This is a genomic window from Candidatus Megaera polyxenophila, from assembly GCF_029982035.1.
Lineage (GTDB): Bacteria > Pseudomonadota > Alphaproteobacteria > Rickettsiales > Rickettsiaceae > Megaera > Megaera polyxenophila.
The window spans coordinates 437,050-463,922 of sequence record NZ_CP104166.1 but is presented as its reverse complement, the minus strand read 5'-3'; the positions used below and the strand labels follow the sequence as shown (position 1 = coordinate 463,922).

The window sequence follows — 26,873 nt, the reverse complement described above, 5'->3', positions numbered from 1 at the left end:
GTTAATAAAACCGTTATTATCATTGATAATTTATTTACTAAATTTTTATATTACTTAAGCCAAAACCAATTCCTTATGGTTGTTTGCTGCTTGATGGTTATTGTTGCTTTTTATTAGAAAATTATATAAATTTATTCCAATTATTTTTTACTATTTAAGATTGGTATATTGAGTGTCTGATTTGTTTAATTTTGCTACTACTAAGAAAAGCTTTAAGGACGAATCCTATACTGCAAGTGATATAGAAGTCTTAGAAGGGTTAGAACCGGTGCGCATGCGACCTGGGATGTATATTGGTGGGACTGACGAAACTTCGTTGCACCACCTAGTTTCAGAAGTAATTGACAATTCTATGGATGAAGCTGTTGCTGGTTATGCCAATCGTATTACTATTGAAATGTTTGCTGATGGCAGTGTATCAATAGCGGATAACGGAAGAGGCATCCCAGTTGATAATCATCCCAAATTTCCTAATAAATCGGCTCTAGAAGTGATTTTGACCACATTACACTCGGGTGGAAAGTTCTCGGATAAGTCTTACCAGACCTCAGGGGGGCTACATGGTGTTGGAATATCAGTAGTAAATGCTTTATCAGAAAAATTAAATGTAGAAGTTTACCGGGATGGTTTTGTTTATAGCCAGGATTATTCTAAAGGCCATGCTTTAACAAAATTAGAGAAAAAAGAAGCCTCTAGAAAATCAAGAGGAACTAAAATTACCTTCATCCCTGATCTAGAAATTTTTGGGGGGATAACCCTCAAACCAAAAAAAGTTTATGATTTAGCAAAATCCAAAGCCTATTTATATAAAGGCTTTGAAATTCATTGGGTTTGTGCCCCAGAACTAATTCATAATCAGGAAGTTCCAGAAAAATCAGTTATTCATTTTCCAAATGGTCTTAGAGATTATCTAGACTCAAAGCTTGATAAGGATAAAATTGTCGGAGGGGAAATATTTTCTGGTAATGCTGAGATAACAGCAGAAAACATCAAAATAGAATGGGCAATTTGCTGGCACGAAGAAGAAAGTTTTGTTCAATCTTACTGTAATACTATTCCCACTCCTCAAGGCGGAACACATGAACAAGGTAATAGAGCAGCGCTGGGCCGAAGTATAAAGGTTTATGGGGAAATGACAGGGCTTAAAAAAGTGTCTTTAATAACGCCTGAAGACATTTTAGAGTCGGCGTGTATTGTTATCTCAGTTTTTATTACAAATCCTGTATTTCAAGGGCAAACCAAGGAAAAGCTAGTGTCAAATGGTATTGCAAAGCACGTTGAAAATATGGTTAAGGATCATTTTGATCATTGGCTTAGCAGTAATAAAAAAGTAGCTGATATATTAATATCTCACATTATAAGTAACGCTGAATATAGGTTAAACCGGAAAAACGAGAAGGTGGTTAATAGAAAAAACGCTACTCAGAAATTACGATTGCCAGGTAAGCTTGCGGATTGCACACGGAGTAATGCGCAAGGAACAGAACTTTTTTTAGTTGAAGGGGATTCTGCAGGGGGATCAGCAAAGCAAGCAAGAGACAGGGAAACTCAGGCAATATTGCCGCTGCGAGGTAAAATTTTAAACGTTGCAAATTCTCCTTTGCAAAAAATTCTAGCCAATCAGGAACTCCAAGACCTTGAAACAGCCCTTGCCTGCGGTTCAATGAACCATTACAGAGAGGAGGACTTACGTTACGAAAAAATAATAATCATGACAGATGCGGATGTAGATGGCGCACATATAGCTTCCCTGTTAATGACTTTCTTTTTTATCAGAATGCGTAAGCTGATAGTTAATGGCCACTTGTATTTAGCGAAACCGCCTTTATACCGGATAACGCAGAATAATAAGACCTATTACGCTGCTAATGATGAGCAAAAGCTATTAATCACAGAAAAATTATCTTCCGAAAGTAAGGCAAAAATCGAAGTTGGAAGATTTAAGGGCCTAGGCGAAATGACTCCAAAACAACTCAAAGAGACAACTATGGATTCTAAATTAAGGCTCTTATACCAAGTAAGCATAGATGACTTTGACAATACAAATGTAATAGTAGATAATCTGATGGGGAAAAATCCTGAAAAAAGATTTAAGTTTATTCAGGAAAAAGCGTTATTAAACAAGGAAGGAAACCTCGAAATATATGTTTGATTTTATTAAAAAGCAAAAAAATTACAAACCAAAAAGTTGTCACTATGAAACGCCTACTTGGCAACCAGCTAGTATAAATACACGATTAATTATTGTTCCGATAAGCAACGTTATAGCAATAGTTAGGGAAGAATCTTGTAAATTGAGAAAAAAGAAGGTGCAAACTTTTGTAACACCTTACCTTAAAATGTCATTAAACTCGTTTTTTTCCTCTTTAACCTTACTAACGGCCTTTATAGTTCTATTGTTTTCTTCGGTAACGTTTGCTGAAGAAGAGAAAAAAAAAGAAATTAATAATCAACCCCTGCCATACTATTGCAAACAGTTCCAGGAAGTTCTGCAACGTGTTGGTAAGGATTATATGGGAGAGGTAGATTATCAGAAAATGACTGACGAGGCAATTAACGGTATGTTGCTTTCTCTTGATCCATATTCCGGGTATTTTGTTGATGATGATCTTGAGTTTTTCCTTGATCAAACAGACGGCGAATTCGGAGGTATTGGCGTAGAAATAATCCCTGATCAAGGTGCTATAAAAGTCATTTCACCTATTGACGATTTACCTGCCTATAAAGCAGGAATTAGGGCAGGCGATTATATTGTAGGCGTTAACGGTCAATTAGTTTCTACTCTTGGCTATAATAAAGCCGTTCGTGAGATGCGCGGTGAACCTGGAACTAAGCTTAATTTACTTGTAGTAAAAGAAGATGGCAACCAAACTACTGAAATTGACTTAATAAGAGAAATTGTTAAGATAAAACCAATAAAATCTGATTTGGAATTAGATGATTATGGTGGAATTGGCTATATAAGAATTGTTACTTTTAACAATCAAACTATCAGCGAACTTAAAAAAGCAATAAAAGATTTATCTAAAAAAGCCCAACTTGAAAAGAAAGATCTAAAAGGTTTAATTTTAGATGTAAGGAATAATCCAGGAGGACTGCTCGATCAAGCGGTAGCCGTTTGTGAATATTTCTTAGACCATGGAATAATAGTATCAACTAAAGGAAAAAAAGACGAAGAAAATGTGGTTATTTCTGCAGGCAGATTCGTTGAAAAAGCTCCCCAGATTCCTATGGTAGTGCTGATTAATTCTGGTTCTGCTTCTGCTTCTGAAATTGTAGCAGGGGCTTTACAAGATCATAATAGGGCCATTATTATTGGCACTACTTCTTTCGGTAAGGGGTTGGTTCAGACCTTTACGCAAATTAACAAAAGAGCAGCAGTAAAGTTTACTACTGCTAAATATTTCACGCCAAATGGTAGATCTATAAATGGTAAAGGCATAGAACCGGATATTTTCATTGAGAATGCAAAAGTTGAGTATGCAGAAAAAGAAAAGAAAGGCAGTGCGTTTAATGAATCTTCCATAAAGAGTTATCTAAAGAAATATAATAACGAAGATAAACCCGATTCTAAACCTGCTGGTACACCAGAAAAAATTGAGGACCATAAAATGTCTGAAAAATATAAGAAAGATTATCAGTACGCTCGGGCTTACGACTTAATTCGTGGATTAATAATTAGAGAAAAGAAAAGTAAATAGCGTAGTGGAAAGAGCCAGAATTCTTATAAAAGGGTATTTTATATTTTTTAATATCGAAGCTTATATAGTTGTTTTGGCTTTTATCCTTTCAAAGGAGCAGAAATAAACATGGCAGAAAAAAAAGTAGAGATACCCGGTCAGGAACTCCCTTTTAGACAAGGCGTTGGTATGATGATCATTAATAAAAGTAATCGAATTTTTGTAGGAAAAAGAATTGATTCTAAAACCAACGGCTGGCAAATGCCGCAAGGAGGAATCAATTTGGGTGAAACTCCAAGTGCAGCAGCCCTAAGAGAAATGGCAGAAGAGATAGGAAGTAACCAAGGTAAAATAATTGCCGAAAGTAAAAAATGGTATAGTTATCGTTTACCTCCGTTTCTCGTTCATAAACTTTGGGAAGGAAAATATTGCGGACAAAGGCAGAAATGGTTTTTAATAAGATTTACCGGCCAAGATTCTGATATAAATGTTAAAACTAAGCACCCAGAATTTGACAGCTGGCAGTGGGTAGAAGTACATGAATTATTAGAAAATATTATCCCATTTAAGTATAAATTATATTCAAAAATAATAGCAGAATTTAAAGAATTGATTATGTAGAAGATGGATAACGTTTCAGTCCACTTTCCCGGAAATAAGTAAATAGCGCTTTAAGGCTTCATAAAAATATGAGATAAATTAAAAACCCTAACCAAAATCTACTATTAAGAAATTTAATGACATCTACTAATAATTGGAAGTTTGACGATATTGTTAAATAAGTTATCGAGGGCTTATATAACAATTTTTTCTAAATGAGTTTACCTTACTTTACCTTTGCCTAGAATTCTTTTTATTAATATCTTTGGTACGCGTTTGATTTAATATATCAACGACCTGAGATTTGATCTCTAATTCTGGTTTTAATATTAGATCTTTTTTATGGGCTTTAGAATGCGAAAGTTTTTGGCCTAATTCCGGTTGTACAATTGACGCCATAAACTCTTTTAAGTGAGTTTGCTTTTTTTGCACCATGTTATTATTTTGTGCAATAATTTCTCCTACTTTCTCGCCTACAACTGGAGCAAACTTAGCAGAAAGAGCAAAAGCTGGAACAATAAGTGCCGGAAGCATTAGCCCTCCTATAAAGACTCCAGTTGAGGCAATAGCAACTAGTCCTGCTGCCATCGTAATTTTTGCCGTTAGAGTTTTTATATTATTTCTTTTTCTATTAATAAATTTGGTATCAGCAATTATTTTATTTAGGTTAATTGTCACAACTTCCATGATTTCTTTCTGTTTAGTTTTTTCTTTGTAAGCACTAAACACTACTGAATAGAATAATTTGGGGTCTGAATGGATAAAATTCATTATTTCTTTTCCATCACGTCCATTTAATAAAGCTCTCAACACTTCTTTTACATTTTTTTGCTCTGTCGGTGATAAATCACTGAATTGATCAGCTACTAAACCGTCTATTAAAATATCTTGGTTTTTTTCTTGGGTGTTAACTAGCCCATCACCTATTTCTTTTTTATCAGTAATAGCAATTGCAAATAAAGTCATTACCCCTGCAAAACTTTCGTCAGTAACTACCATATGCTTTAAATGCTTTTTTAGCCTCTCCACACATTTCTGGACATATTCCTCTATTTTAGGTTCTTTCTTCAATCTATTTACATAATCAATAGCAAGCATATTGGAGAGGGAAGTAATTAAATAATTATTTAAATTATTACCTAAATGGCTTTTTATTTTGCTTAGGAAAGCAGAATTATCAATATTTTTTAAAATATCTATATTATTCTTCATATACAATCTCTCTAAGTAGAACTTTTATAGAAACCTCTGTAAGGCCTGGAAAATCCTTGGTTGAAAGTTTTTGTATAATCTCCGGCGTCAACGCTTGAAGTTTTCTTATTTGCATACCTATTATAACAGCTCCTACTGGTAAAGTTTTATAGATGTCGTCGCTTACATTGAGAACTTCTTCATATGAATCCACTGCAAAATTTATGGTTACTTCATATTGATAAAGGATAATTTCGCTATTCTTATTTTGAATGGATGGGTTGTCAAATACCCGAACCACTTTCGCTTTGATTGGTTCGTATAAATTACGTTTTTGAGAAATCAAGCTTAAATTACTTAACAAGCCTTCTCTAGTATCACAAATTTTATTATTGGAATTAGCAAGTAACTCTTTATATTGCAAGTTAATTTCAGGAATTTTTTGTTCAAATTCCACAATTGAGTTAAGCTGGATTATGGACTGATTAAATAAAATTTCTGCTCTTTCTTTTCCATGTAGAGATTTTACTAACTGATCCTGAAACTCAGGAATAAGCACTCCAAGTAAAACAATAGATATAGTATATACAACTAATTTAAAAAATATTATGTTTTTAAGGTGAATTACTACTTTGTCAAGCATTTATGACCCCTCTATATTTTTACTAATAGTTAATTTAGCCGGTATAGTTAGGGTAGTTAATAATTCAGTGGTATGGTCATATTCTATAGAATAACTTACCTGATAATCTGGAAAGAGCAGCCTTACTGAACTTACATAATCCTGTAAAACTTGTTGTGCTTCATGTTCATTTTTTTTATCACCTATATACATAATATATATATCAGTACTGAGTATTATTTTTTTATCAGTAAAATCTGTATCTTCTGTATACCAATCAATGTTAACTATTTTAATGCTAGGGTTATTACTTAAAGAAAAAAGTTTTTCAAGAAAATCAAAGGGATTTGGTGATTTAATACTGAGTATTGTTTGGAGATTATAGAAATCTGTTAAATTAGTAATATTTTCCACTTCTGGATGACGTTTTTTTATAGTACGGTATTTTTCAGAAAATGAATAATATTTATTATTAAGCTCTATTGTTTCTTGTTGGACTACAATAGAATTATATTTCAGGTAAATTAGAAATACAATAATTCCTATTATTACTAAAGATAAAGGTTTAAACATTACTGAATTGATATTAGTAAGTTTAGTAATTGACTTCAATAATTGATTCGATGCTAGATGTTTTTTATTTTCTATAAATAACTCTAATAATTTATTATCCTGGAACTCATTGCTGGTTTCATAGTTTAAAAACGGGTGGGTTTTTATTCTCGTCGATAAGATTTTGGAACTGCAGCTTTTGTATTGGAATTTTTGATGATTTTATAATCAAATTGCTTAATTTTTGGCAATTTGGGCAGTATTCTCCCTTTAGCTTCATCCGCACCTTGTTTAATCCATGCTTAGCCGTTATCCACAAAAATGCCGCAGGTTAACCATGCTGTAGGCTATAGTTTTCAGAGCATAATGGTTTATGCTGTGGAATTCAAATCTCAGTAACAACCGTTTGAATTTATCTTCCCAGGCAAATATTCTCTCTATCGTTCTAAACCTTTCTTTAAAGATTTTCCGGCAAAAAGTTTGCTTTCTTCCTCGCTTAGATTTCTTGCGACTCCTTTTATTCTCTGGCATATTAGGAGTCATGCCAAGATTAAAAATTGCTTTACGATTTTTACGTGAATTATATACACCATCTAAGCTCATGGTACTTTCCTTGAGATCTATACCTATTAGTTTTACAATCTTTTTTAAGTTTGATATTGCAGGAGTAAGCAGGATTCCTTCATTCCTATTACCCGGAGCAGTAACAAAAGGCGCAATAACATTGCAGTTTCTATCACAAAACGGTACAACCTTGTCTCCTTTAGTGTGTTTATGACCATTATACCCTAAGTTGTCACCCCTTTTTTAGCAGAAGTACAAGTACCATCACCATGTAATATATCAGTATCAAGCATTCCAGCTTTAAATAACCTTGCCACCGAAGCTTCGAAAATCTTATCAAAGCATCCGTGCTTAACCCAGAACTTAAAAGCATTATAGATATTAGTATAGTGAATTTCTGGCATGCCGTCTTTATTTTTGTCTATTGGTATCTGTTCCCATTGGCAACCAGTATGCATGAGTTTAAGAATGTAATTAAATAATTTGAAAAATGATATCTTTTTACTTGGACCACGTGTGCCTTTTTTAAGATGCGGTAAGACAAATTCGTTAAATTCATCTTCTCTCAAAACAGTAGGAAGCTTGTTGTATCGTCTAATTCTGCTCATTCTATTTGGTTACTTAAATCAACCACTTTCATCTGAGAGATGAAAGTTTGATCTTTGCGACTAGAAGTCGCTTATCAAGCTAAAGCTCATTCTAGCCTAATATTTGAAGTAAAGTCGGTCTCATGAGCGTCAGTGTGTTTGTTGATATATTCGTTAATCATATCATCTGTAACATTACCGCTAGTTGAACTGAAGTATCCTCTGCCCCATAAATGTCTACCCCAGTATTTCTTTTTTAGTATCGGAAATTCTTCCTGTATTCTTTTAGATGATCTTCCCTTAGCTTTCTGAACAAATTCACTAATTTTAATATGCGGAGGAATATTTGCAAATATATGGACATGGTCGCTTGATACAACGCCATTTTCTATCTTTATACTCATTTCCTCAGCTACCTGTAACACTAGTTCCCGAACACGTTTTTTTATGTCGTAAGTAAGTACCTTATAGCGATATTTCGTTATCCATACTATATGATAACGATGATAAAAAACTGAATGTGATCTTTTGTTATAGTAAGTCATAGACTTATGATGCTACCGCATCATGGCGCATTAGACAAGCTAAAGCTTTTCCATCTGGAAGATGGAGGTTTTCACCACCAAAGGGACTATAAAATTAATGAATACTCAATATATCTACAAACCTTTTAAATACAAGGCTATAATGGTTTTATTTCGTAAAAATTCAAACCCGCAATGAGTTCAGCAAAATCCTGGGAAAATAATTGGGGAAATCTGGTAGTTTTTTTACAATATCCGGAGGTTATTAGAAGGATAATTTATACAACCAATGCGATAGAGGGTCTAAATAGCCAATTACGCAAAGTAACAAATAATAAGCGGGTTTTTCCTAGCGATGATTCTGTTTTTAAGACTTTATACTTGACAATAGATTACATTACGCGAGCATCCGTAATAGGAATCAATAAAAAAATTAGGTATCAGTATAAAGTACAATTTTGGTCGCTTAATCTATTTAAGCAAGTTTCTTAAAATTTTTGATTCTATCTTCAATCTCATGGCGAAAATGCCTAACTAATCCTTGGATAGGCCACGCAGCTGCATCGCCGAGAGCGCAAATTGTATGTCCCTCAATTTGTTTGCTTATATCCAGCAATTCATCAATTTCTTCAATTTTAGCTTCCCCTCTACAAAGGCTCATCATCATTCGCCACATCCAACCAGTACCCTCTCGGCACGGTGTGCATTGACCACATGATTCATGCATATAAAATTTACTTAAACGGGCAATAGCATAAATTATGTCAGTTGATTTATCCATTACTATAACTCCGCCTGTACCAAGTCCTGAACCAGCAGCACGAAGAGCATCAAAATCCATAGTAACAGTTTCACACATTTCTTTTGTAATCATCGGTACGGATGACCCACCAGGAATTACAGCTTTTAAATTATCCCAGCCGCCACGAATACCTCCAGCATGTTTTTCAATTAATTCTTTTAAAGGAATCCCCATAGCTTCTTCTATATTCTTAGGCGCATTAACATGTCCCGAGATGCAAAATAATTTTGTTCCGGTATTATTTGGCTTACCGATAGCAGCAAACCATGATGCCCCACGCCTTAAAATCGTTGGTACTACAGCAATGGATTCCACATTATTAATTGTAGTAGGACATCCATATAAGCCAGCACCTGCAGGAAAAGGAGGCTTAAGCCTAGGCTGTCCCTTTTTTCCCTCTAGGCTTTCAAGCAGAGCTGTTTCTTCTCCGCAAATATAAGCTCCCGCCCCTCTATGAAGATAGATATCTAGGTCATAACCAGAACCACAAGCATTTTTACCAATTAATTTTTCTTGGTAAGCTTCATCGATTGCTCGTTGGACCGCCAATGCTTCATTATAAAACTCACCTCTTATATATATATAACAACTATGAGCACCTATTGCGACAGAAGCAAGCAAGCACCCTTCTATAAGTTTATGCGGTTCATATCTAAGGATGTCCCGATCTTTGCAAGTTCCCGGCTCAGATTCATCAGCATTAACTACTAGGTAAGAGGGGTTGAGATGATTCTTTGGCATAAATGACCATTTCATGCCGGTAGAAAATCCTGCTCCTCCTCTCCCCCGTAAACCGGAAGATTTAATTTCCTCAATGATCCAATCACGTCCCTTAGCAATTAATGACTTTGTATTATCCCAATCACCGTGCATTTTTGCTGATGCCAGTTCAGGAGAATATTGCCCGTATAGGTTAGTAAAGATTTTATCTTGCTGTTGTAACATCATCACCTTCTAAAAAATATTGTGGAATCTTAACCTCAACAATTTTCTCTAAAGATGGAGAGCTGTTAAAAATTAAATACCATTCTCCATTTTTGATATAATACTGTATATCTCTTTTACCAATTTTATCCAGAAAAATTTCCCAATTATCATCAGATTTTAAGTGACCATCAGAAAGTTTTATTATTTCCTTGAAAACACCACTACTCATTGAATTGAAAATGTCATCAATTTGTATTAGGTCAGAGTTGTTTATATCAAAGTTTAAGCTATCTATACGATAGATTTTTCCATCTTTTTGTGTAACCCATCTAACGCTAAAGTAGTCTTCTGACCCAGATGGTGGTAAATCAAGACTTACAGAAAAATTGCTTCTCTCGCCTTGATTACAGATTGCATATGAATGGACAAAATCGGTTATTTCATGATTGATTTCATCTATTATTTCCTGATTTTCATTATAAAGTACAGGATAAGTTATTTTTCCGCTACATTTTCCAGATCCGACAGATTTAGTAAATTCCTGAGTTTTTTCACTAACAGAAAATGAACCGGCTATGTAATCAGAGTAAGCTGAAGAAGAAATTAAAATTAGCATGGTTATAGCAAGTACGCCTCTTTGCATGGAGGAAAGATCTAAAAAAACATAGCTCTTTACCAAACTCCTAGACATGATATGACTTTTTCTGGATAACAAGACTTTGCCTGACATATCAGATAAAATGGATAATAGTAGGCCAAATATTTTAACCATAATATCTTACTTTTTTTCCATTACTCAGCTTTTTTGCCCATTTTGACGAGCAGATAATTTGTCAATAATATCGTTCATTTTATCAGGGGTTAAATCTTCATAGTAATCATCATTTATTTGGACTAAAGGGGCATTTACACACGCTCCAAGACATTCAACCTCGGAGATAGTAAATTGACCATCTACCGAAGTATTACCACATTTAATTCCTATACGCTCCTCACAGGTTTTTAGGATATCGTTAGCTCCTTTAAGCCAGCAAGGAGTAGTGCCACATACTTGAATATGATATTTACCAATCGGTTTTAAATAAAACATGCTATAAAACGAAGCAACTTCGTAGACCCTCATATATGGTTCTGCAATATAATCCGCTACATATTCAATGGCTTCTACCGATAACCACCCCCCATTTTGTCTTTGAGCTAAATCCAGAAGAGGAAGAACAGCACTTTTTTGCCTACCCACCGGATACTTCGCTAATATTTCCTTGGCCTTCTTAATATTTTCCTTGTTAAAACTAAACATGTTTATTTACACATCATTATATCATTTTATAGGTATTTAAGTTTTAGCTTCTGTTATCTATCAATTTCTCCAAAAACTATATCAAGGCTCGAAATGATAGTTACCACGTCAGCCATTAAATGGCCGCGTGCCATAAAATCAAGCCCTTGTAAGTGAGCAAATCCTGGAGCTTTGATACGGCATCTATAAGGCTTATTAGTTCCATCTGCGTATAAATAAACACCAAACTCTCCTTTTGGAGCTTCGACAAAACCATAAGCTTCTCCTGCGGGGACATTATATCCTTCGGTATATAACTTGAAATGGTGAATCATAGCTTCCATGGATTCCTTCATCTGCGTCCGTGATGGCGGAGTTATTTTAGCATCTAATGATTTAACAGGTCCTGTCGGGATTTTTTCTATACATTGTTTGATAATTTTAAGCGACTGGTACATTTCTTCTATTCTAATTAGATACCTATCGTAACAGTCGCCGGAAACTCCTATAGGAATATCAAATTCCATTTCATCATATACTTCATAAGGATTAGACTTGCGAAGATCCCATTCAATTCCAGACCCCCTTAACATCGGACCTGAAAAACCCCAGTCCATAGCCTGTTTCTGGCTAACAACTCCGATCTCCACAAGTCTTTGTTTCCATATCCTGTTGTTAGTTAACAATGTTTCAACATCAGCTAAACATTGTGGAAACTTTTGAACAAAAACTCCTATGTCATCAAGCAATCCATCAGGAAGGTCAGATGCCACTCCCCCTGGCCTAAAATAATTAGAGTGCATGCGAGAACCAGAAACCCTTTCATAAAACTCCATAATTTTTTCACGTTCTTCAAATAACCAGAGAAGAGGTGTAGTAGCTCCTAGATCTACGGCTTGAGTACCTATGTTTAGGGTATGGTTTAAAATTCTTGTAAGTTCAGAAAAAAGAACCCTTATGAATTTAGCACGCCTTGGTACTTCTATCTTTAAGAGTTTTTCCACGGCGAGTGCATAGGCATGTTCCTGGCACATAGGAGAGACATAATCAAGGCGATCAAAATAAGGAACTGCTTGCGCATATGTTTTATGTTCAATTAATTTTTCTGTTCCTCTGTGGAGAAGCCCTATATGAGGGTCAGCTTTATTTATAACCTCCCCATCCATTTGCAAGATAAGACGCAAAACTCCGTGTGCAGCGGGGTGCTGAGGGCCAAAATTAATGGTAGTCAGCTCATTATCATCTTTATGTAAATATTCTTCTTCGCTTATTGCCATATAGTTATATATTTATTCCTGTTTTGTTGCCTTTTCGTCACCAAGCAAAATATTTTCCCTAGATCCATGCCAAGGCGAGGTAAAATCAAAATTCCGAAATTCTTGCTCCAGTAACACCGGCTCATATATAACTTTTTCTAGTGTTTCATCATACCTAACTTGCACATGACCGGTAAGAGGAAAATCTTTACGTAGAGGATGTCCCTTGAACCCATAATCAGTTAGAATACGCCTTAAATCCGGAGCATCTTTAAATTCGATTCCAAACATGTCAAATATTTCTCGTTCATACCAACAGGCGGCACTATAAATTGAGGTTATTGAGTGTACAGGATCATCTTCTGCTACGTCAATTTTTAACAGGACTCTTTTATTGAGTTTTAAGCTTAATAAGCTATATACAACTTCAAAACGCTTATCACGTTCAGGAAAATCAGCCGCAAAAAGATCAGTTAGAACTGTAAACCTTAGTTCTTTATGGTGTTTCAAGAACTCAAGCACATTGATGAGGTTTTCTGGTAATATTTTATAACCAATAAAATTACCTATTGAAAGCTTGGAAAATTCTAATTTTTCTGTTTTTAAAAAATTATCAATAATCTCTATAGGCTGCATTATTAACCTTTAAATCTACTGGTTCTTTTAATTTTCCTCTGCAATTGCATTAATCCGTAAATTAACGCTTCAGCAGTGGGAGGACAACCCGGGACGTAAACGTCAACTGGCACAATCCGATCACAACCTCTTACTACTGAATAAGAATAATGATAATAACCACCGCCATTGGCACAACTTCCCATAGATATAACATATTTAGGATCAGCCATCTGATCATAGACTCGGCGCATTGGAGCAGCCATTTTATTAGTAAGTGTGCCTGCAACTATCATAAGATCAGCCTGCCTTGGACTAGGACGAAACAGAAAACCGAATCTGTCCATGTCATAGCGGGAAGCTGCTGCCTGCATCATTTCAACAGCACAGCACGCTAAGCCAAAAGTCATAGGCCACAACGAATTTGCTCTAGCCCAGCTAACTAGATCATCGACCTTAGCTAGAACGAAACCACGGTCTGATAGTTCTTCTTTAAAAAAATGATCCTGGGAGGGCATCATATTTTCCATCGCTATATCCCTCAAATTATGCTCTGCTAATTATTCCCATTCTAAGGCGCCTTTTTTCCATTCATAAATAAATCCAATAGTTAGCACTACCAAAAAAACTATCATTGACCAAAAACCAAACATACCTATTGCCTTTAAATTAATAGCCCAGGGGATTAGAAAGGCCACTTCTAAATCAAAAATAATGAATAAAATTGCTACCAGATAAAAACGAACGTCGAATTTACCCCGGGCATCTCCAAAAGCGTCAAAACCACATTCATAACTTTTAAGTTTATCTTTTTGAGGAGTTTCTTTAGCAAAAATTTTAGGTAAGATAATTACAACTAAAGAAATGAAAGCAGCTATACTAAAAAAAACTGCAATAGGTAAATACTCAACAAGAATTTTTGGGTTAGGATGCATTAATTTTATTCTCTAATACATTATTGACTCCTTATCCCTTAATTGCTACACTAAAGACGAAATATTGGCAACAGAAATTAACCACATAGCTAAAAACTCTATATCTCTTTTATGTTATTTAAGCCGCAGGACTTAATCGATATATTATAAATGATTCGATATATAAATAAAATGTTTTAGCAAAATAAGCTCGAAAAAAACCACATCGCAAAAATTCTCCTTGACATCATATGTTATAAACTGTTATTTATTATGCACAAAATATCTAATTTAATGAAAGAACTGGTGTGAAAACTTATTCAGCAAAACCATCTGATATCGATAAAAAATGGTGGATAATTGATGCAAAAGATCTAATACTTGGCCGTCTTGCAAGTCAAACAGCTATACTGCTTCGTGGTAAGCATAAGTCTACATTTACCCCTCACATGGATTGTGGTGATAATGTAATTATTATTAATGCAAAACACGTACATTTAACCGGTAACAAAGCTGATCCAAAAAATGGTAAGATGTATTATCGCCATACTGGATTTCCAGGTGGCATCAAGGAAACAACCGCTGGAAAAATTCTTTTAGGAAAGTATCCTGAGCGGGTTGTAAAAATGGCCATTAAAAGAATGATAAGCAGAAACAGTTTAGGCGCTAAGCAACTTGGTAACTTGTATGTTTATGCAGAAGGTGTACATCCGCATGACGGGCAGCAACCTAAATTACTCGACCTCGCAAGTAAAAATCCAAAAAACAAGAATAACAAGTAATAGCCATGGAAGTATCAATACTCGAAAAATTAGATGTAAACGCAAAAGTTGCTGATACCGCAGTTGTAACAAAATCTACATTTCATAAAGCCAAGAAGCTACTTCCCGGGGGCGGTGCATACGGTACTGGAAGAAGAAAAAATTCTGTAGCCAGAGTTTGGGTAAAACCTGGAAAAGGTGTGGTAATTGTTAACAAAAGGGATATGTCTGATTATTTTCCTCGTGAGTCATATAGAAAGTTAATATTACAGCCCTTCGTTGATACTAACACTTCTGGGCAGTATGATGTAGTTTGCACAATAAAAGGAGGCGGAACAACAGGCCAAGCTGGTGCTATTATCCATGGCATCGCTAGAGCCTTAGACTGTATTTCTGATGATTTCCACACAGCGTTGCGTAAAAATGGTTTTTTAACAAGAGATTCAAGAGTTGTAGAACGTAAAAAATACGGTAAACGTAAAGCACGTAAAAGTACTCAATTCTCTAAACGTTAAAATTACATTTTGGCATTATTTTTCTAAATTGAGCATTTTATTAAAGCTTCAATACTTGGCTGATACCAATTGTGCTTTAATATCACACTCTTAAGTACGGTGGTAATTATTGAGTAATGTTCAATTAAGAGGTTTGCTAGATACATGGTACAATATCATATATGGTCCTTGTGTTAAGCAGTTTCTAGTAAATACTTGTAACGTTTTGATTTTATTACCAAAATGGCGGGGTAGCTCAGCTGGTTAGAGCAGCGGAATCATAATCCGCGTGTCGGGGGTTCAAGTCCCTCCCTCGCTACCATATTTACATAAAACTAATCTAAATTACTCCTCTAAAAAAACCAGTTCATATTAAAAAACATACAAAAATATTAAAATGCAAGTTGTTTATATTTTAAAATCTACTCCATTTTATGTTTATTTATTGTTTATTTATCTAATGTTCATAGGAATTAAAGCTACAAAACCAAGAGTTGTGTTGTATCCAGTTAAGCTATTTATCATGCCATTAGTATTTTTGGCCTTTTTTATAAAACAGTTAAATAGAATTGAAGATTTTTTATTAGTTTTTGTATTAATAATTATTTCCATTTCTATCAATTTGAAACTGCTCCAACCTCCTCCAGTCCATACTGATAATAACACTTTAATTATACCAGGTTCGCAGAAGCCTTTATTAGTAATAATTGCCATATTCTCGATAAAGTACTTGTTTGGATATATGAGAACTGTCGAGCCTCAATTGGCTCAGCAGTATGAAATAATAGAACTTATAACATTAAGCTTAATGATAGGCATAACATTATCTAAAGCCCTTTTTTATTATAGATATGCAGTTCTAAAAGAGCTACAAGGGGTTAGAAAAAGAAAGCAATCAACTTAAAAGAATAAATTTCCATCTTAGTCCTCCCCTTTCTCAAAAAAGTTAATATCATGAACTACAAGTACAGTATAAGAAAGTATTTAATTTTAATTTTATTATTAAGCCTATCAATCCAAAGTGCTTACGCTAACCAATTTACTGTCATTGTTTTGATAAGAGATATTATTCCTATTCTAGAGAAAGCAGATAAAAATACTCTAGTTGTTTTTGACGTAGATAATGTAATATCAGCTCCAGCGGACTTAATAGGGAGGCCCAAAGCACGTAAAATAAGGCAAGAAATTTTTAAGGAATACGAGAATAAATATGGTATCGAAAGAGTTAAAAAAATTCATGCTCTTTATATGTTAAAAGCAAAAGGAGAATTAGTTGAACCAGACATAAAAACAATAATCTCTAGCCTACAACAGAAAGGTATCCCAACAATAGCATTAACTGCTAAAGGTACTGAGAAATTCGGCAGTATCGTAGATCCGATGAAGTGGAGGTTATCTCAGTTAGAAAAAAAAGGCATTACATTCATATATCCTCCCCATAACAAAAGGATATTATGGCAAAAAGAAGCTGGGTTTGAAAAGGGTATAGTTTTTTCCGGGAAACAATCCAAAGGGGAAGCGTTAGACTATTTTTTAAAAAATGTCGTTAAGTGGAAACCTAAGAAAATAATTTTTGTCGACGATAATGCCGACTATTTAGAAAGCGTAAGTTATATGTGTGAAGAAAACTCGATAGAGTTTATAGGTTTTCAATATCTAGCAGAGGTCTTTAATCAAGATAAAAAAGTTAATTCAGAAATTGCTAGGGTACAAATTAGAATACTCGACGAAAAACAAATTTGGCTTCAAGATAATGAAGTAGCCAATTATCTCACAAATAACAGCCAACAATAAAAACCTAAAGTTATTAATTGTAATCATTAATCAATTTGTAGTATTATCAATAGTGTATTGTGAACCAATAAGGAATAAGGGAAATTAAGCTACACTATATCCTTAAACAATAAGGAAAATATAAAAGTGATCTCAAACTTTAGTTGAATAATCTAACACGTTTATCTATTTTTGATCTAACTTAGGAATAAATACATCAACCTGTTAATATGAATAATAAACCGTGTAAGAATATCGTTAACTACTGGAATGCAGTAGAAAGATTTACTCCTCATCATTTAGACACAAAAAATGAATTAGGCTATGTAGAAGAGATTCAACGAGGAATTTCAGGACAGGAAAGTATTCTGTGGAAAAGCCGAGAAGATTCTAGTCATAAGCAAACTCCAGATAAAACCTGGGTGTATAATGTGTTTTTAGGTGTTGTAAACTCCTCTGATATTACAAAGCTATTAAAAACCATGTTGGCAAATAATAAAGAGGATTATAATTTACAGAGTAATAATAATGTCAGTTACCTATGTACATTTCAATTAAACAATTATGGAGAAATACTAAAAGATACGTTTGCAATCCCTGAATATTTCATCTCTATAGCTTGCCTTAATAAGAAACATAGCTACCCAAAAACTTGGCTTGATTTGGCATCTAAAATACAGCAGCAAGTTGAAGATACTTATAAAAATTGGGTGGATGTATTAAGCAACAGACCTAATTGTACTGTAAAGTTTGAAGACTTAAAAGCATTATTAACTGACATAATTAAAGTCTCAGAGGTTTCTGATTTCCATAATCTTATTAGAAATAACGCTATTATTTATTCTAGCTGTATTCCAGTCCCTAATAGATTTAAAGATGATAAAGAAAAAGGTGACGAAAAATTTAGGGATATAAAATATTACGAAGTAATATTAGAGACAATCACCGCTCCGGATTTAAATATTCTCAATAGCTTCTATTTAGATGATATTAAAATGGTTAATAACGTTTTAAATGACGGTAAAGAAACTATTGGCAGCGCATTAAAAGATTATTTAGGGCTAACTCCTAAAGGTAAAAAACATGATCTTCGGAAAGACAGATTCCAGTTAGAACAATTATCCAACCTTGAGTTTTTACCGAGTTCTAGGTGGCCTGTTGATAATAAACTAGCTTTGTCAATTGCGCAACAAGTAGCTGTTAACCTTGCTCTTAGTGAGACTAGAGGTCTTTTTTCGGTCAATGGACCGCCAGGTACTGGTAAAACAACTTTGTTGCGAGATATAATCAGCGAAATAATTACCACTAGAGCAAAAATTCTCGCTGATTTTGCAAATCCTAAAGAGGCATTTAATAATCCAGAAAGTATATTAATTGATGGATATAACTATAAAGTTTGGAATGTAGATGCTAGGTTACTTGGGCACGAAATAGTTATAGCTAGTAGTAATAATACTGCAGTTGAAAATATTTCCAAAGAAATACCTAGACTAGCTGAGGTTGATAAAAATTATGGCTTAGAATATTTTTCTGAAATTGCTACTTATGTTAATAATGAAGAATGTTGGGGAATTGGATCGGCTGTTCTTGGTAATAAATCAAACCGTTCTGCTTTTTTTGACAAATTTTGGAGTAAGCAGCCTAGTAAAAATGGAAATAATGAGTTCGATAATAATTACGGGTTAGATTATCTATTGAAAACGAAAAAGCCCAAATCTGATTGGAACGAGAATAGAAAGCAGTTTTTATCCACTTTAGCAGAGTTTACGGAATTAAAACTAGAACTTATAGAGTTTAAAAATAAGCTTAAGGAATATGAGTCTTTTGATGAGGAAGAGGACAAAATTTTTAACGAAATTAATAAGGCTAATGACGAACTAAAAATTTCTCAGGAAAAACTCGAAAGCTACGAAAATGAACGCGCCCAAATTGATACAATTACTCAACAGAAAAAATTTCAACTTGAGGAAATTAAAAAATTGGAACCTAAATGGTATTTAATGCTCTTTGAGTTTTTTAAAAAAGTATCTTCCCATCAAAAATGGTCAGATAAATGTTTAAGTATTATTGAGGAAATATCCAAATTATTTGAAAAAAATCAAGAATTAAAGCTGGTTATATCGGATTTACGGAAGGTAATATCTAAGCTAGAAAGCAAAGCTTCTGATCTTATAAAAAAAAGGGAGGAATTGATTGCGTCAACAGAAAAAAATTATCAGTATATAAATTTAATACAGAATAAGTATTCATGGTCTTCTACGATACCAAATAAAAATTTTTGGCAATTATCAGATCAGGAGATACAGTTATCCTCACCATGGATTCATACCGAATTACAGGACGTCCGAGCTAGGCTTTTTGTTGACGCCATGAAACTACATTATTCTTTTATTGTTAATTCATCGGATTGTATAAGTAATAATTTTAAAGCCATAAAGCAGGTTCTTACTTCAGGTAAATGGCCCTCAGATTCACAATATTTGTTAAAACATATATGGGCGGTATTTTTTCTCGTTGTGCCTTCAATCTCAACTACATTTGCTTCATTTAGCAAATTGTTTAAAGGTCTTAATGAAGCTGAATCTTTAGGTTGGTTACTAGTTGACGAAGCTGGACAATCTTGTCCCCAGGAAGCTTTAGGAGCAATTTATCGTGCAAAAAAGGCGATAATAGTTGGTGATCCACTCCAAGTACAACCAGTTACTACAATGCCATCAGCAATGAATGACACCTTATTAGAATATTACCAAGTGGATAAAACTTGGAGTGTTTTGGAAGAATCCGTTCAAACACTATCCGACAGAGTAAATGTATATGGAACAGAGATTATTAAAGATGCTAACAGCCAGTGGGTTGGATGTCCACTTCGTGTTCATAGGAGATGTATCGAACCAATGTTTAGCATTGCAAATAAGATCGCTTATGATAATTTAATGATCCAAGCAACTACACAAAAAAGCTCTAACTTTGACCAAATATACTCTAGAAGCCAATGGTTCGACGTGCAAAGTAACGAATGGAATGGTCATTGGTGCGAACAAGAAGGCAAGAAAGCTTTTAAAATTATTCAACGTATCATAGAGCAAACTCATTCTTTACCAGATTTGTATATCATCTCACCTTTTAAGGTTGTAGCTGATAAGATGAAGAAGCTATTAAAAGATAAATCCAAATATTTGGAAAGTAGATTAAAACCTGTAGAAAAGTCAATGCTGAGCAACTGGATATATAAATCAGTAGGGACAATTCATGCCTTTCAAGGCAAACAATCGGAAGGAGTTATATTGCTTTTAGGTGGCGATCCTTCCAAACCAGGAGCAATAAACTGGGCATCCAATATCCCTAATATACTAAATGTTGCACTTACTCGAGCTAAATATAAATTTTTTGTTATTGGTAACTATAAGCTTTGGTCTTCAAAACCTCATTTTCAAGATTTAGCAGCTGTTATTCCTTTAACAAAAATATCTAATGAGGTAAGCCACATAGCAGAAAAAGAGGAAGCATAAAATAAAGTTTTATTCACCTATTTTGTTTTCCTATAGAAGAAATTTGCGATTGTTAATAATATCATTAGCCGCCTGCAGTTCTTCTTGCGTATTTATTCCTATCACTAAATGGTGATTTTTAGAGGTATAATAACTTACTTTTTCACCCGCATTGCTACAGATTTCTATTATTTCAGTTAAGTATAATTCGCTATTATTAACATTCCGAGACCGATTAATACAAGCAGGTAAATATTTTTGTAAAATACCTGGAGCAAAAGCCATTATTCCAGAATTACATAATTTTATTTTCTTTTCCAAGTCAGTAGCTACTTTAAATTCAACTATCTTTTTAAAATTCCCTCCGGCATCTTGGATTATTCTGCCATATGCATTTGGTTCTTCGTGTTTAAATGCTAATGTTACTACCGCAGACCTAGAGGTCTCAAGATGATTGAATAATTCTGTAATTATTTCCGGGGTAATAAGCGGGTTATCTCCATAGATAACCGCATTTTGTATATTATTATTAATTAAAGCACTAGCAACCCAGACTGCGTGAGCAGTACCAAGTTGTTCATTCTGCAGAGCAAACTTACACTGATTTGCAAAAGCAGATAAATATTCAGCTATGTGATCTGAATATACCAATATAATATCTTTAGTAACAGCATAGGCATTATCTACTACCATTTGAAGCATTGTCTTATCGCCTATTTTGTGCATTACTTTGGGTAGATTTGATTTCATCCTACTACCTTTTCCGGCAGCTAAAATAACAATTTGCCTTTGCATAAATTTATTTTAATTATATAGTAACTTTAAAAGTTAGTAATATTGGGGAATATAAATCCAAGATCCCCTAAAATTCAAGAGAATAATAACAGATTCCAGAACAAAACCTAGCTTTTTATTTTGCTTAATAACAAAATTGTAGACGAAGTATTTTAGTATTTTAATTTTAGCCACTAGCTATTACGTATGAAACATTACGTAATAAAATTTTATTTGCCATTTATATATTGCAGCACCTAGAATTCAGACATTAAATATTTTTTACATTAGTTAACAAATGATGAACCAATTGACTATTGAAAACCCTATAAGCTGTTTCGGTATAGGGGTACATTCTGGCAATAAGACTCAAGTAACATTAAGACCTGCTAGCAAAAATGTCGGTATTGTTTTCATTAGAACTGATGTTTCTTCTGTATATAATAAAATTTTAGCAAATTACTCTAGCGTGTTCGATACTTCTTTATCTACTTCTATAAAAAATAACGCTAATATCTCTGTTTCAACGATTGAGCATTTAATGGCAGCAATTTGGGGATGTGGTATTGATAACCTAATTGTCGAAATTGATGGTTCCGAAGTACCAATAATGGATGGAAGCAGCAAACCATTTGTGTTCATGCTTGAATGTGCTGGGTTCAGGATTTTAAATGCGCATAAAAAATATTTAAAATTACTTAAAGAAATTAGAATTGAAGATTCTGGAACTGAAATTTGTGCCTCCCCTTCAGAGAGTATGGTAATTGACTTAACAATTGATTTCGCAAGTAAGGTAATTGGAAAACAGAAACATACTTTTTGCAGGGACAATAATTTTAAAGAGGAAATAGCTGATTCACGAACGTTTGGTTTCCTTCAAGATCTTAATTACCTGCAAAGTAAAGGACTAGCTAAAGGAGCTTCACTTGATAATGCTATTGGAATTGATAAAGATACAATTCTTAATCATGAAGGACTTCGTCATGACAACGAATTTGCTCGCCATAAAATGCTTGACTTAATGGGTGATTTATACACCACAGGTGCACATTTTATCGGCACGATCAATGGTTATAAAACTAGCCATAATTTGAATAATCAATTTTTAAGGAAGTTATTTAGCGATCCTTATGCATACTCTTTTATAAACGCAATTTCCTGAGATATCCTTGACAATTGATATATTTGGTCCTATAAAGTAACTGGTTCATATAATTGACCTTATACGCACCCGTAGCTCAATTGGATAGAGCACTTGACTACGGATCAAGAGGTTAGGGGTTCGACTCCTCTCGGGTGCGCCATTCTTCATTTTTAGGTAATTTTACAAACATATCAAACGCTGGATGCGAATAGTATATATAGCTTACGGTGGTTCAATTTTACTGTCGATAAGGTTCTTTCCAAGTAAGTGTGTAAATTTCTAGGATAGGTTATATTAAGGGTAATATAACTTAATAGGAATAAAATAAGAGTAAGAGCGATCAAGAAAAAATAAAGCAAGCGGTAGATTTGTTAATAGATAAAGATACAGATTTAACAAGTTTTTTTGCTAAAGACGGGATATTAAAAGCGCTTACAAAAAATCTATTTGAAAGAGCTTTAAAGGGAGAAATGGACGAGCATCTTGGTTATAGCAAATATGGCGGAGCAGGAATGGAGTTGGCAAGAAGAGCCTAATTACCGAAGGGGGAGTATTAGAACTAGAAGTACCCCGGTGATAGAAATGCTGAATTTTCTCCAATGCTAGTACCGAAGCGCCAGAGTAGGATAGATGGATTAGATCAGAAGATCTTATCACTGTATGCAAAGGGAATGAGTGTCTCTGATATTATGATGCAAATTCAGGAACTATATGGAGCTGAAATAAGTGAGAGCTTAATTAGCAGAGCTACGGATAATATAATGGATGAGGTCAGAAGCTGGCAGCATAGGCCTTTAGAATCGATTTATGCTATTATATATTTTGATGCTTTAGTAGTTAAAGTAAGACAAGATAAGAGGATTATTAACAAGGCGGTATATGTAGCTTTGGTTATAGATTTAACCGGTAGGAAAGATATTTTATGGATCAGTGAGAACGAAGGAGCTAAGTTTTGGCTAAATAATTTTACTGATTTGTTATAAATATAAATGGAGATGCTACGTACTCATACACAAGGTTAATCCTTTCGACATCCGTTCGTAGTCATTCCTAAAAGATGGATTTATGCTCGCGTACGGCTTCGAAAATTAAAAATGAACCCAATTTACCCATCCTACAAAAAGGATATTTGATCATTTTATACTTGTCTTGGCTTTTCTATTGTATGAAAATGGAGTATTCCTATTCAAAATTGGGGAGAAGCTATGGCCCATTTTTTGATAAATTAGCTTGATTTCTTAACAAGAAGGCAGCTAATTATTTACCTATTACTCGTTAAGTAAAATATTTATATATGCTTTTGATTTTAGATCTTTAAAAAATTTCTCGGCTTTCTTAGACATTTTTTGATTTGATAAGAAGCCTTTAACTTTATCAATTTCCTCTCCTGATACAGAAGCTTTTTTTGAGCAAACTAAAACTAGTTTAAACTTACCATCTTCTTGATAAATGTTACTGCAGCTGTTTTCGTTTGTGTCAAGGATAACAGATTTTGTTTTATCTCCTAAATCCTTTAATTTACCTTCGATTTTTTTGCCAATTGCAAAATCAGCATATAATTTATTTTCTATTTTGTTACAATCTGTAAGGCTTTTCTGAAGTTTTTGCATTTTATTTAAGGTTTTGTCATCAGAATTAAGGGAAGCAAATATCCAGGCTGTAATATTAAAATCTTCATATCCGCTATTAATTACAGCGACATCTAATTCTTTTGGACTAACGGAAATTGAGTTAGACAGATTACTAATTATATTATACTTAATTAGCTCACTTTTTATTTGTTTTTTAAAACTATCGGCACTTACACCTAATTCTCTCATGTATTGTAGTAAATGACCTTTAGGCATTTTGTTTCTCTCCTCGATCGTTAATATTGCACTATCAATTTCTAGTTCAGAGATTTTAATACCTGTTTTTTCTGCATGTTGATTTAATAGTTCTTCTTCGATAAGAAGATTCAGGACATTTTTGTTCAACTGCTTGTCGGTATTTATATCAGAATTATCCACTTTATTTAAAGCAATAACCATCTTTTTTCTAGCGGTAAATTCGTACATGGTAATTGGTTTGTCATTTACGATAACCACTATATCTTGCTGTTTTGCAAAAATGTTTACTGAAAAGAAGAAGATAACTATACCAATTAAATATTTCATAAATTAATCTCACATGTTTAAGACTTTTAATCCTATAGCAAAAGTTTTGCTACTATTTTTTTTGACTCCTCTACTTTTGTCATGGGTAAAATTATCATAAAAGCGTCCCGTAATACTAACACAATCCATGACATATGTCACGTGTATACTCCTATTTAACAGCCTGGTTTTTTTTGTTATATCAAGTTGCGCACCAGTATCAACTCTTAATGATTCAAATATTTGGTAACCTACACTCAAGCTAATTTGGCTAACTTTATTTTCAGGAAATATTAAACCATCATCTGAGTAACATTTTGAAATATTATTCAATTTGGAAAAGGATAAGCTCGTAGTTAACTTTTTTGAAGTAGTTGTAATACCTACTTCATCTCTTATTGGATTTAATTTTTTATCTTTTCTAAATCTATAATACAACTTCAGATTATTAGCTATATCGATTGATGAGTTTCCCACGTAATCTTTATTACCTTTTGTATTAATATTATTCTGATAAATTAGCTGCCCTAAGAAGAGATCCAAATAATATTGTTCGAAAAGTAAAGAGCCATTGATTCCGTAACTAAACCTTTTACCATAATCGTGGTAGTCTATACCGCTAAATTTATTAGAACTAAATAGGTTATATTCTGATAATTCATATTTGCTTACATCAATAAGAGCAAATTTCTCAAAATCCTTATGGTAATTTTTGCCGATAAAAGCAGCTACAATCGGCTCTATTTTGGCTGTTGTAGTTCCAAAGATATCGCGTACTAGTGGATAACGCCATTTCGCATGAAATTCAGGAATATTTCTGGCCCATATCTTTTCTTTTTCTGTATTGGATGAAGAGTTAGTAGAACTATACCAATATAAATCGCTTCTATTTGCTAAGGCAAGGTTGAATAAATGCCCAGTTGGAGTCATTATTTTTTTACTTAATGTTAATTCCAAAGCGTTTCTTGCCAATTGCCTTTCATAATCTTCGTTATAAGCTATAGAGTTGTTTTTGAGTTGAAAAAGGGTGGTTTCAGCATCATCTATAGCTATTACTTTTTGTACTTTAACCCTCGGAAAAACAATTGGAGCTTTATTCTTTTTATCATCTGCTCTAAAACCTTGAAATGAGTATCCTTCAAGAGAGAAATAATCAGTTTTATCTACCTTATTTGCATAAATTTTTGATTCCAGGTAGCTTGAATAATTTTCAAAATCATTTACAAGATAAGCTTTATCAGAAGCTCTATTTAAGTCAAAACCATAATTAATTTTATCTTTGTAAAAATTACCTTTGGCAAATATGGTATATCTGTGAGGTTTTGAATGTTTTTCTCCTTTATAGTATGGATGATGGCTATAACTACTTTTTACTTCATAACTCCCATATTTAATAAGATGCCTAAGTTCTCCGTGAAAAATCGTATGGCTTTTTGACATGTGGGGGCTTAAGGTAAAGTCCAGATTTGGTTTGGCCCTAAAATATATTGGTAAAACAAATTTACTTCGTGTGATTTCAGGCACTAGGAGTCCTGATTTAGCATCAGCCGTCGGTGTTGGATGAAAAAAATAGGGAAAATAGGCTACCGGAAGGCCAAAAACCTCAAAAAACATATTTTTATATGTTATTCTTTGTTTTTCATAATCTATATCCGTATCTTTTGCTCTCATTTGCCAAATAGGTTTATTTGCGCAATAAATTTTACAGGGACTAAAAATTGCTTTATATAAGCCAAATTTATTTGTATCATTTCTACTACCATATGCGGCCATAATCAGGGAATCATCTGGCAGTTTCAACAGGAATTCATCGATAAGAGCCTTTTTGAGTTTGTCTTTTAAAACTGCTCTTTGCCCGGTTGCAATTCTTCCTTGCTCATCTTTAATTCTGATATTGCCTTCGGCAAATAGTACATCTTTCTTAATATCATAATATAGACTATCGGCTCTTAGTATATATGACCCCATAACAACAAAAACGTTGCCGTTTGCTGCTAACGTGTCAGAATTATCGTCATATTTTATAAGATCGGCTTTTAATGTTAATAAATCGTTTTCTTTTACTGTGGAATCTAGCGCATAACTATTTTGTGCGGTACAAAAAATGCTTAGAGCTAATAAAAAATTGCAAAAAACCTGCATTTAAATTAATTTAAAACTAATTATAATTAAAAAAGCCTATTATAGATGC

At 33.7% G+C, this 26,873-nt stretch carries 26 protein-coding genes, 2 tRNA genes and 2 pseudogenes; 15 read left to right on the top strand and 15 right to left on the bottom strand.

The genetic code is table 11. From position 1 onward, the window contains the following. Positions 1-172: 172 nt before the first annotated feature. From parE to N3Z16_RS02395, 3 genes are all read left to right on the top strand, one after another. The gene (gene parE, locus N3Z16_RS02405; RefSeq protein WP_282486591.1) at positions 173-2,152 is read left to right on the top strand and encodes a DNA topoisomerase IV subunit B; all 1,980 of its coding nucleotides are present in this window, start codon (positions 173-175) and stop codon (positions 2,150-2,152) included. A gap of 187 nt (positions 2,153-2,339) precedes the next feature. After that, on the top strand, positions 2,340-3,701 hold the full coding sequence (locus N3Z16_RS02400) for a S41 family peptidase (RefSeq protein WP_223938384.1): 1,362 nt from the start codon (positions 2,340-2,342) through the stop codon (positions 3,699-3,701). A gap of 108 nt (positions 3,702-3,809) precedes the next feature. Next, positions 3,810-4,301 carry an RNA pyrophosphohydrolase gene (locus N3Z16_RS02395; RefSeq protein WP_223938367.1) on the top strand — a complete coding sequence of 164 codons (492 nt, stop codon included), beginning with the start codon at positions 3,810-3,812 and terminating at the stop codon, positions 4,299-4,301. Between the two features lie 210 nt (positions 4,302-4,511). Here the strand turns inward: N3Z16_RS02395 and N3Z16_RS02390 are convergent, their stop codons facing one another. The 3 genes from N3Z16_RS02390 to N3Z16_RS02380 are packed head-to-tail and all read right to left on the bottom strand — an operon-like array spanning position 4,512 to position 6,705. Beyond that, positions 4,512-5,492, bottom strand: a complete 981-nt coding sequence (locus tag N3Z16_RS02390) for an RP853 family protein (RefSeq protein WP_282486590.1) — start codon at positions 5,490-5,492, stop codon at positions 4,512-4,514. Continuing rightward, on the bottom strand, positions 5,482-6,114 hold the full coding sequence (locus tag N3Z16_RS02385) for a hypothetical protein (RefSeq protein ID WP_282486588.1): 633 nt from the start codon (positions 6,112-6,114) through the stop codon (positions 5,482-5,484). Before N3Z16_RS02385 ends, N3Z16_RS02390 begins: the two co-directional genes overlap by 11 nt. Then, on the bottom strand, positions 6,115-6,705 hold the full coding sequence (locus N3Z16_RS02380; RefSeq protein ID WP_282486586.1) for a hypothetical protein: 591 nt from the start codon (positions 6,703-6,705) through the stop codon (positions 6,115-6,117). It abuts the gene before it with no gap. A gap of 313 nt (positions 6,706-7,018) precedes the next feature. On the opposite strand from N3Z16_RS02380, the gene N3Z16_RS02375 reads away from it, so the two are divergent. Then, positions 7,019-7,423 (top strand): hypothetical protein, encoded by a 405-nt coding sequence (locus tag N3Z16_RS02375; protein WP_282485820.1) that lies wholly within the window; start codon positions 7,019-7,021, stop codon positions 7,421-7,423. Between the two features lie 10 nt (positions 7,424-7,433). Here the strand turns inward: N3Z16_RS02375 and N3Z16_RS02370 are convergent, their stop codons facing one another. Next, complete coding sequence (locus tag N3Z16_RS02370) at positions 7,434-7,817, bottom strand: hypothetical protein (RefSeq protein ID WP_282485819.1); 384 nt, start codon at positions 7,815-7,817, stop codon at positions 7,434-7,436. Between the two features lie 86 nt (positions 7,818-7,903). Further along, positions 7,904-8,341: an IS200/IS605 family transposase gene (gene tnpA / locus N3Z16_RS02365; RefSeq protein WP_282485546.1), complete on the bottom strand. Its 438-nt coding sequence runs from the start codon at positions 8,339-8,341 to the stop codon at positions 7,904-7,906. Positions 8,342-8,347: 6 nt separating this feature from the next. Between tnpA and N3Z16_RS02360 the strand changes: the two genes are divergently transcribed. Together N3Z16_RS02360 and N3Z16_RS10895 are read left to right on the top strand one after the other, a co-directional pair. Then, complete coding sequence (locus N3Z16_RS02360) at positions 8,348-8,470, top strand: hypothetical protein (RefSeq protein WP_282485841.1); 123 nt, start codon at positions 8,348-8,350, stop codon at positions 8,468-8,470. Between the two features lie 54 nt (positions 8,471-8,524). Continuing rightward, a pseudogene (locus tag N3Z16_RS10895) lies at positions 8,525-8,725 on the top strand (transposase); the annotation flags it as partial. Positions 8,726-8,795: 70 nt separating this feature from the next. Here the strand turns inward: N3Z16_RS10895 and nuoF are convergent. From nuoF to N3Z16_RS02325, 7 genes are all read right to left on the bottom strand, one after another. Next, positions 8,796-10,067: an NADH-quinone oxidoreductase subunit NuoF gene (gene nuoF / locus N3Z16_RS02355; protein WP_282486585.1), complete on the bottom strand. Its 1,272-nt coding sequence runs from the start codon at positions 10,065-10,067 to the stop codon at positions 8,796-8,798. Then, entirely contained in the window at positions 10,048-10,740 is a 693-nt protein-coding gene (locus tag N3Z16_RS02350; protein ID WP_282486584.1) for a hypothetical protein, read from the bottom strand. Before N3Z16_RS02350 ends, nuoF begins: the two co-directional genes overlap by 20 nt. 105 nt (positions 10,741-10,845) lie before the next feature. Then, on the bottom strand, positions 10,846-11,349 hold the full coding sequence (nuoE, locus tag N3Z16_RS02345; RefSeq protein ID WP_282486582.1) for an NADH-quinone oxidoreductase subunit NuoE: 504 nt from the start codon (positions 11,347-11,349) through the stop codon (positions 10,846-10,848). Between the two features lie 53 nt (positions 11,350-11,402). After that, entirely contained in the window at positions 11,403-12,605 is a 1,203-nt protein-coding gene (locus N3Z16_RS02340; RefSeq protein ID WP_282486581.1) for an NADH-quinone oxidoreductase subunit D, read from the bottom strand. 12 nt (positions 12,606-12,617) lie between these two features. Next, positions 12,618-13,220 carry an NADH-quinone oxidoreductase subunit C gene (locus N3Z16_RS02335; protein WP_282486580.1) on the bottom strand — a complete coding sequence of 201 codons (603 nt, stop codon included), beginning with the start codon at positions 13,218-13,220 and terminating at the stop codon, positions 12,618-12,620. Between the two features lie 2 nt (positions 13,221-13,222). Continuing rightward, entirely contained in the window at positions 13,223-13,729 is a 507-nt protein-coding gene (locus N3Z16_RS02330; protein ID WP_276571960.1) for a NuoB/complex I 20 kDa subunit family protein, read from the bottom strand. A gap of 30 nt (positions 13,730-13,759) precedes the next feature. Continuing rightward, on the bottom strand, positions 13,760-14,134 hold the full coding sequence (locus N3Z16_RS02325) for an NADH-quinone oxidoreductase subunit A (protein WP_223939362.1): 375 nt from the start codon (positions 14,132-14,134) through the stop codon (positions 13,760-13,762). 287 nt (positions 14,135-14,421) lie between these two features. On the opposite strand from N3Z16_RS02325, the gene rplM reads away from it, so the two are divergent. The 6 genes from rplM (at position 14,422) to N3Z16_RS02295 (ending at position 20,650) form a co-directional block, all read left to right on the top strand. Continuing rightward, on the top strand, positions 14,422-14,895 hold the full coding sequence (gene rplM / locus N3Z16_RS02320; protein ID WP_223939363.1) for a 50S ribosomal protein L13: 474 nt from the start codon (positions 14,422-14,424) through the stop codon (positions 14,893-14,895). A 5-nt stretch (positions 14,896-14,900) separates the two neighbouring features. Further along, on the top strand, positions 14,901-15,389 hold the full coding sequence (rpsI, locus tag N3Z16_RS02315; RefSeq protein ID WP_223939364.1) for a 30S ribosomal protein S9: 489 nt from the start codon (positions 14,901-14,903) through the stop codon (positions 15,387-15,389). A 224-nt stretch (positions 15,390-15,613) separates the two neighbouring features. Continuing rightward, positions 15,614-15,690, top strand: a tRNA-Met gene (locus tag N3Z16_RS02310). Positions 15,691-15,765: 75 nt separating this feature from the next. Continuing rightward, the gene (locus tag N3Z16_RS10890) at positions 15,766-16,272 is read left to right on the top strand and encodes a DUF6622 family protein (RefSeq protein WP_410519620.1); all 507 of its coding nucleotides are present in this window, start codon (positions 15,766-15,768) and stop codon (positions 16,270-16,272) included. Positions 16,273-16,421: 149 nt separating this feature from the next. Further along, the gene (locus tag N3Z16_RS02300) at positions 16,422-17,162 is read left to right on the top strand and encodes a DUF2608 domain-containing protein (RefSeq protein ID WP_282486577.1); all 741 of its coding nucleotides are present in this window, start codon (positions 16,422-16,424) and stop codon (positions 17,160-17,162) included. Positions 17,163-17,371: 209 nt separating this feature from the next. Further along, entirely contained in the window at positions 17,372-20,650 is a 3,279-nt protein-coding gene (locus tag N3Z16_RS02295) for a DEAD/DEAH box helicase (protein WP_282486576.1), read from the top strand. A gap of 30 nt (positions 20,651-20,680) precedes the next feature. On the opposite strand, the gene N3Z16_RS02290 is transcribed toward N3Z16_RS02295, so the two are convergent. Then, positions 20,681-21,424 carry a sugar phosphate nucleotidyltransferase gene (locus N3Z16_RS02290; RefSeq protein ID WP_223939368.1) on the bottom strand — a complete coding sequence of 248 codons (744 nt, stop codon included), beginning with the start codon at positions 21,422-21,424 and terminating at the stop codon, positions 20,681-20,683. 280 nt (positions 21,425-21,704) lie between these two features. On the opposite strand from N3Z16_RS02290, the gene lpxC reads away from it, so the two are divergent. The 3 genes and pseudogenes from lpxC to N3Z16_RS11600 form a co-directional block, all read left to right on the top strand. After that, a complete protein-coding gene (gene lpxC, locus N3Z16_RS02285; RefSeq protein WP_282486939.1) occupies positions 21,705-22,565 on the top strand; it encodes a UDP-3-O-acyl-N-acetylglucosamine deacetylase in 861 nt (286 codons plus the stop codon). 65 nt (positions 22,566-22,630) lie between these two features. After that, a tRNA-Arg gene (locus N3Z16_RS02280) sits at positions 22,631-22,707 on the top strand. Between the two features lie 208 nt (positions 22,708-22,915). After that, a pseudogene (locus tag N3Z16_RS11600) lies at positions 22,916-23,524 on the top strand (IS256 family transposase); the annotation flags it as partial. A gap of 291 nt (positions 23,525-23,815) precedes the next feature. On the opposite strand, the gene N3Z16_RS02265 reads toward N3Z16_RS11600, so the two are convergent. Together N3Z16_RS02265 and N3Z16_RS02260 are read right to left on the bottom strand one after the other, a co-directional pair. Continuing rightward, positions 23,816-24,703 (bottom strand): SurA N-terminal domain-containing protein, encoded by an 888-nt coding sequence (locus tag N3Z16_RS02265; RefSeq protein ID WP_282486574.1) that lies wholly within the window; start codon positions 24,701-24,703, stop codon positions 23,816-23,818. Positions 24,704-24,712: 9 nt separating this feature from the next. Beyond that, positions 24,713-26,824 carry an LPS-assembly protein LptD gene (locus tag N3Z16_RS02260; RefSeq protein WP_282486573.1) on the bottom strand — a complete coding sequence of 704 codons (2,112 nt, stop codon included), beginning with the start codon at positions 26,822-26,824 and terminating at the stop codon, positions 24,713-24,715. Positions 26,825-26,873: the final 49 nt, after the last annotated feature.

Excerpts from the sequence above, each read along its gene's own strand:
- N3Z16_RS02400 (WP_223938384.1), top strand. The coding sequence starts at position 2,340 with ATGTCATTAAACTCGTTTTTTTCCTCTTTAACCTTACTAACGGCCTTT.
- N3Z16_RS02395 (WP_223938367.1), top strand. The coding sequence starts at position 3,810 with ATGGCAGAAAAAAAAGTAGAGATACCCGGTCAGGAACTCCCTTTTAGA.
- N3Z16_RS02390 (WP_282486590.1), bottom strand. The coding sequence starts at position 5,492 with ATGAAGAATAATATAGATATTTTAAAAAATATTGATAATTCTGCTTTC.
- N3Z16_RS02385 (WP_282486588.1), bottom strand. The coding sequence starts at position 6,114 with ATGCTTGACAAAGTAGTAATTCACCTTAAAAACATAATATTTTTTAAA.
- N3Z16_RS02375 (WP_282485820.1), top strand. The coding sequence starts at position 7,019 with ATGCTGTGGAATTCAAATCTCAGTAACAACCGTTTGAATTTATCTTCC.
- N3Z16_RS02370 (WP_282485819.1), bottom strand. The coding sequence starts at position 7,817 with ATGAGCAGAATTAGACGATACAACAAGCTTCCTACTGTTTTGAGAGAA.
- tnpA (WP_282485546.1), bottom strand. The coding sequence starts at position 8,341 with ATGACTTACTATAACAAAAGATCACATTCAGTTTTTTATCATCGTTAT.
- N3Z16_RS02360 (WP_282485841.1), top strand. The coding sequence starts at position 8,348 with ATGATGCTACCGCATCATGGCGCATTAGACAAGCTAAAGCTTTTCCAT.
- nuoF (WP_282486585.1), bottom strand. The coding sequence starts at position 10,067 with ATGTTACAACAGCAAGATAAAATCTTTACTAACCTATACGGGCAATAT.
- N3Z16_RS02350 (WP_282486584.1), bottom strand. The coding sequence starts at position 10,740 with ATGTCTAGGAGTTTGGTAAAGAGCTATGTTTTTTTAGATCTTTCCTCC.
- nuoE (WP_282486582.1), bottom strand. The coding sequence starts at position 11,349 with ATGTTTAGTTTTAACAAGGAAAATATTAAGAAGGCCAAGGAAATATTA.
- N3Z16_RS02340 (WP_282486581.1), bottom strand. The coding sequence starts at position 12,605 with ATGGCAATAAGCGAAGAAGAATATTTACATAAAGATGATAATGAGCTG.
- N3Z16_RS02335 (WP_282486580.1), bottom strand. The coding sequence starts at position 13,220 with ATGCAGCCTATAGAGATTATTGATAATTTTTTAAAAACAGAAAAATTA.
- N3Z16_RS02330 (WP_276571960.1), bottom strand. The coding sequence starts at position 13,729 with ATGGAAAATATGATGCCCTCCCAGGATCATTTTTTTAAAGAAGAACTA.
- N3Z16_RS02325 (WP_223939362.1), bottom strand. The coding sequence starts at position 14,134 with ATGCATCCTAACCCAAAAATTCTTGTTGAGTATTTACCTATTGCAGTT.
- rpsI (WP_223939364.1), top strand. The coding sequence starts at position 14,901 with ATGGAAGTATCAATACTCGAAAAATTAGATGTAAACGCAAAAGTTGCT.
- N3Z16_RS10890 (WP_410519620.1), top strand. The coding sequence starts at position 15,766 with ATGCAAGTTGTTTATATTTTAAAATCTACTCCATTTTATGTTTATTTA.
- N3Z16_RS02295 (WP_282486576.1), top strand. The coding sequence starts at position 17,372 with ATGAATAATAAACCGTGTAAGAATATCGTTAACTACTGGAATGCAGTA.
- N3Z16_RS02290 (WP_223939368.1), bottom strand. The coding sequence starts at position 21,424 with ATGCAAAGGCAAATTGTTATTTTAGCTGCCGGAAAAGGTAGTAGGATG.
- lpxC (WP_282486939.1), top strand. The coding sequence starts at position 21,705 with ATGAACCAATTGACTATTGAAAACCCTATAAGCTGTTTCGGTATAGGG.
- N3Z16_RS02265 (WP_282486574.1), bottom strand. The coding sequence starts at position 24,703 with ATGAAATATTTAATTGGTATAGTTATCTTCTTCTTTTCAGTAAACATT.
- N3Z16_RS02260 (WP_282486573.1), bottom strand. The coding sequence starts at position 26,824 with ATGCAGGTTTTTTGCAATTTTTTATTAGCTCTAAGCATTTTTTGTACC.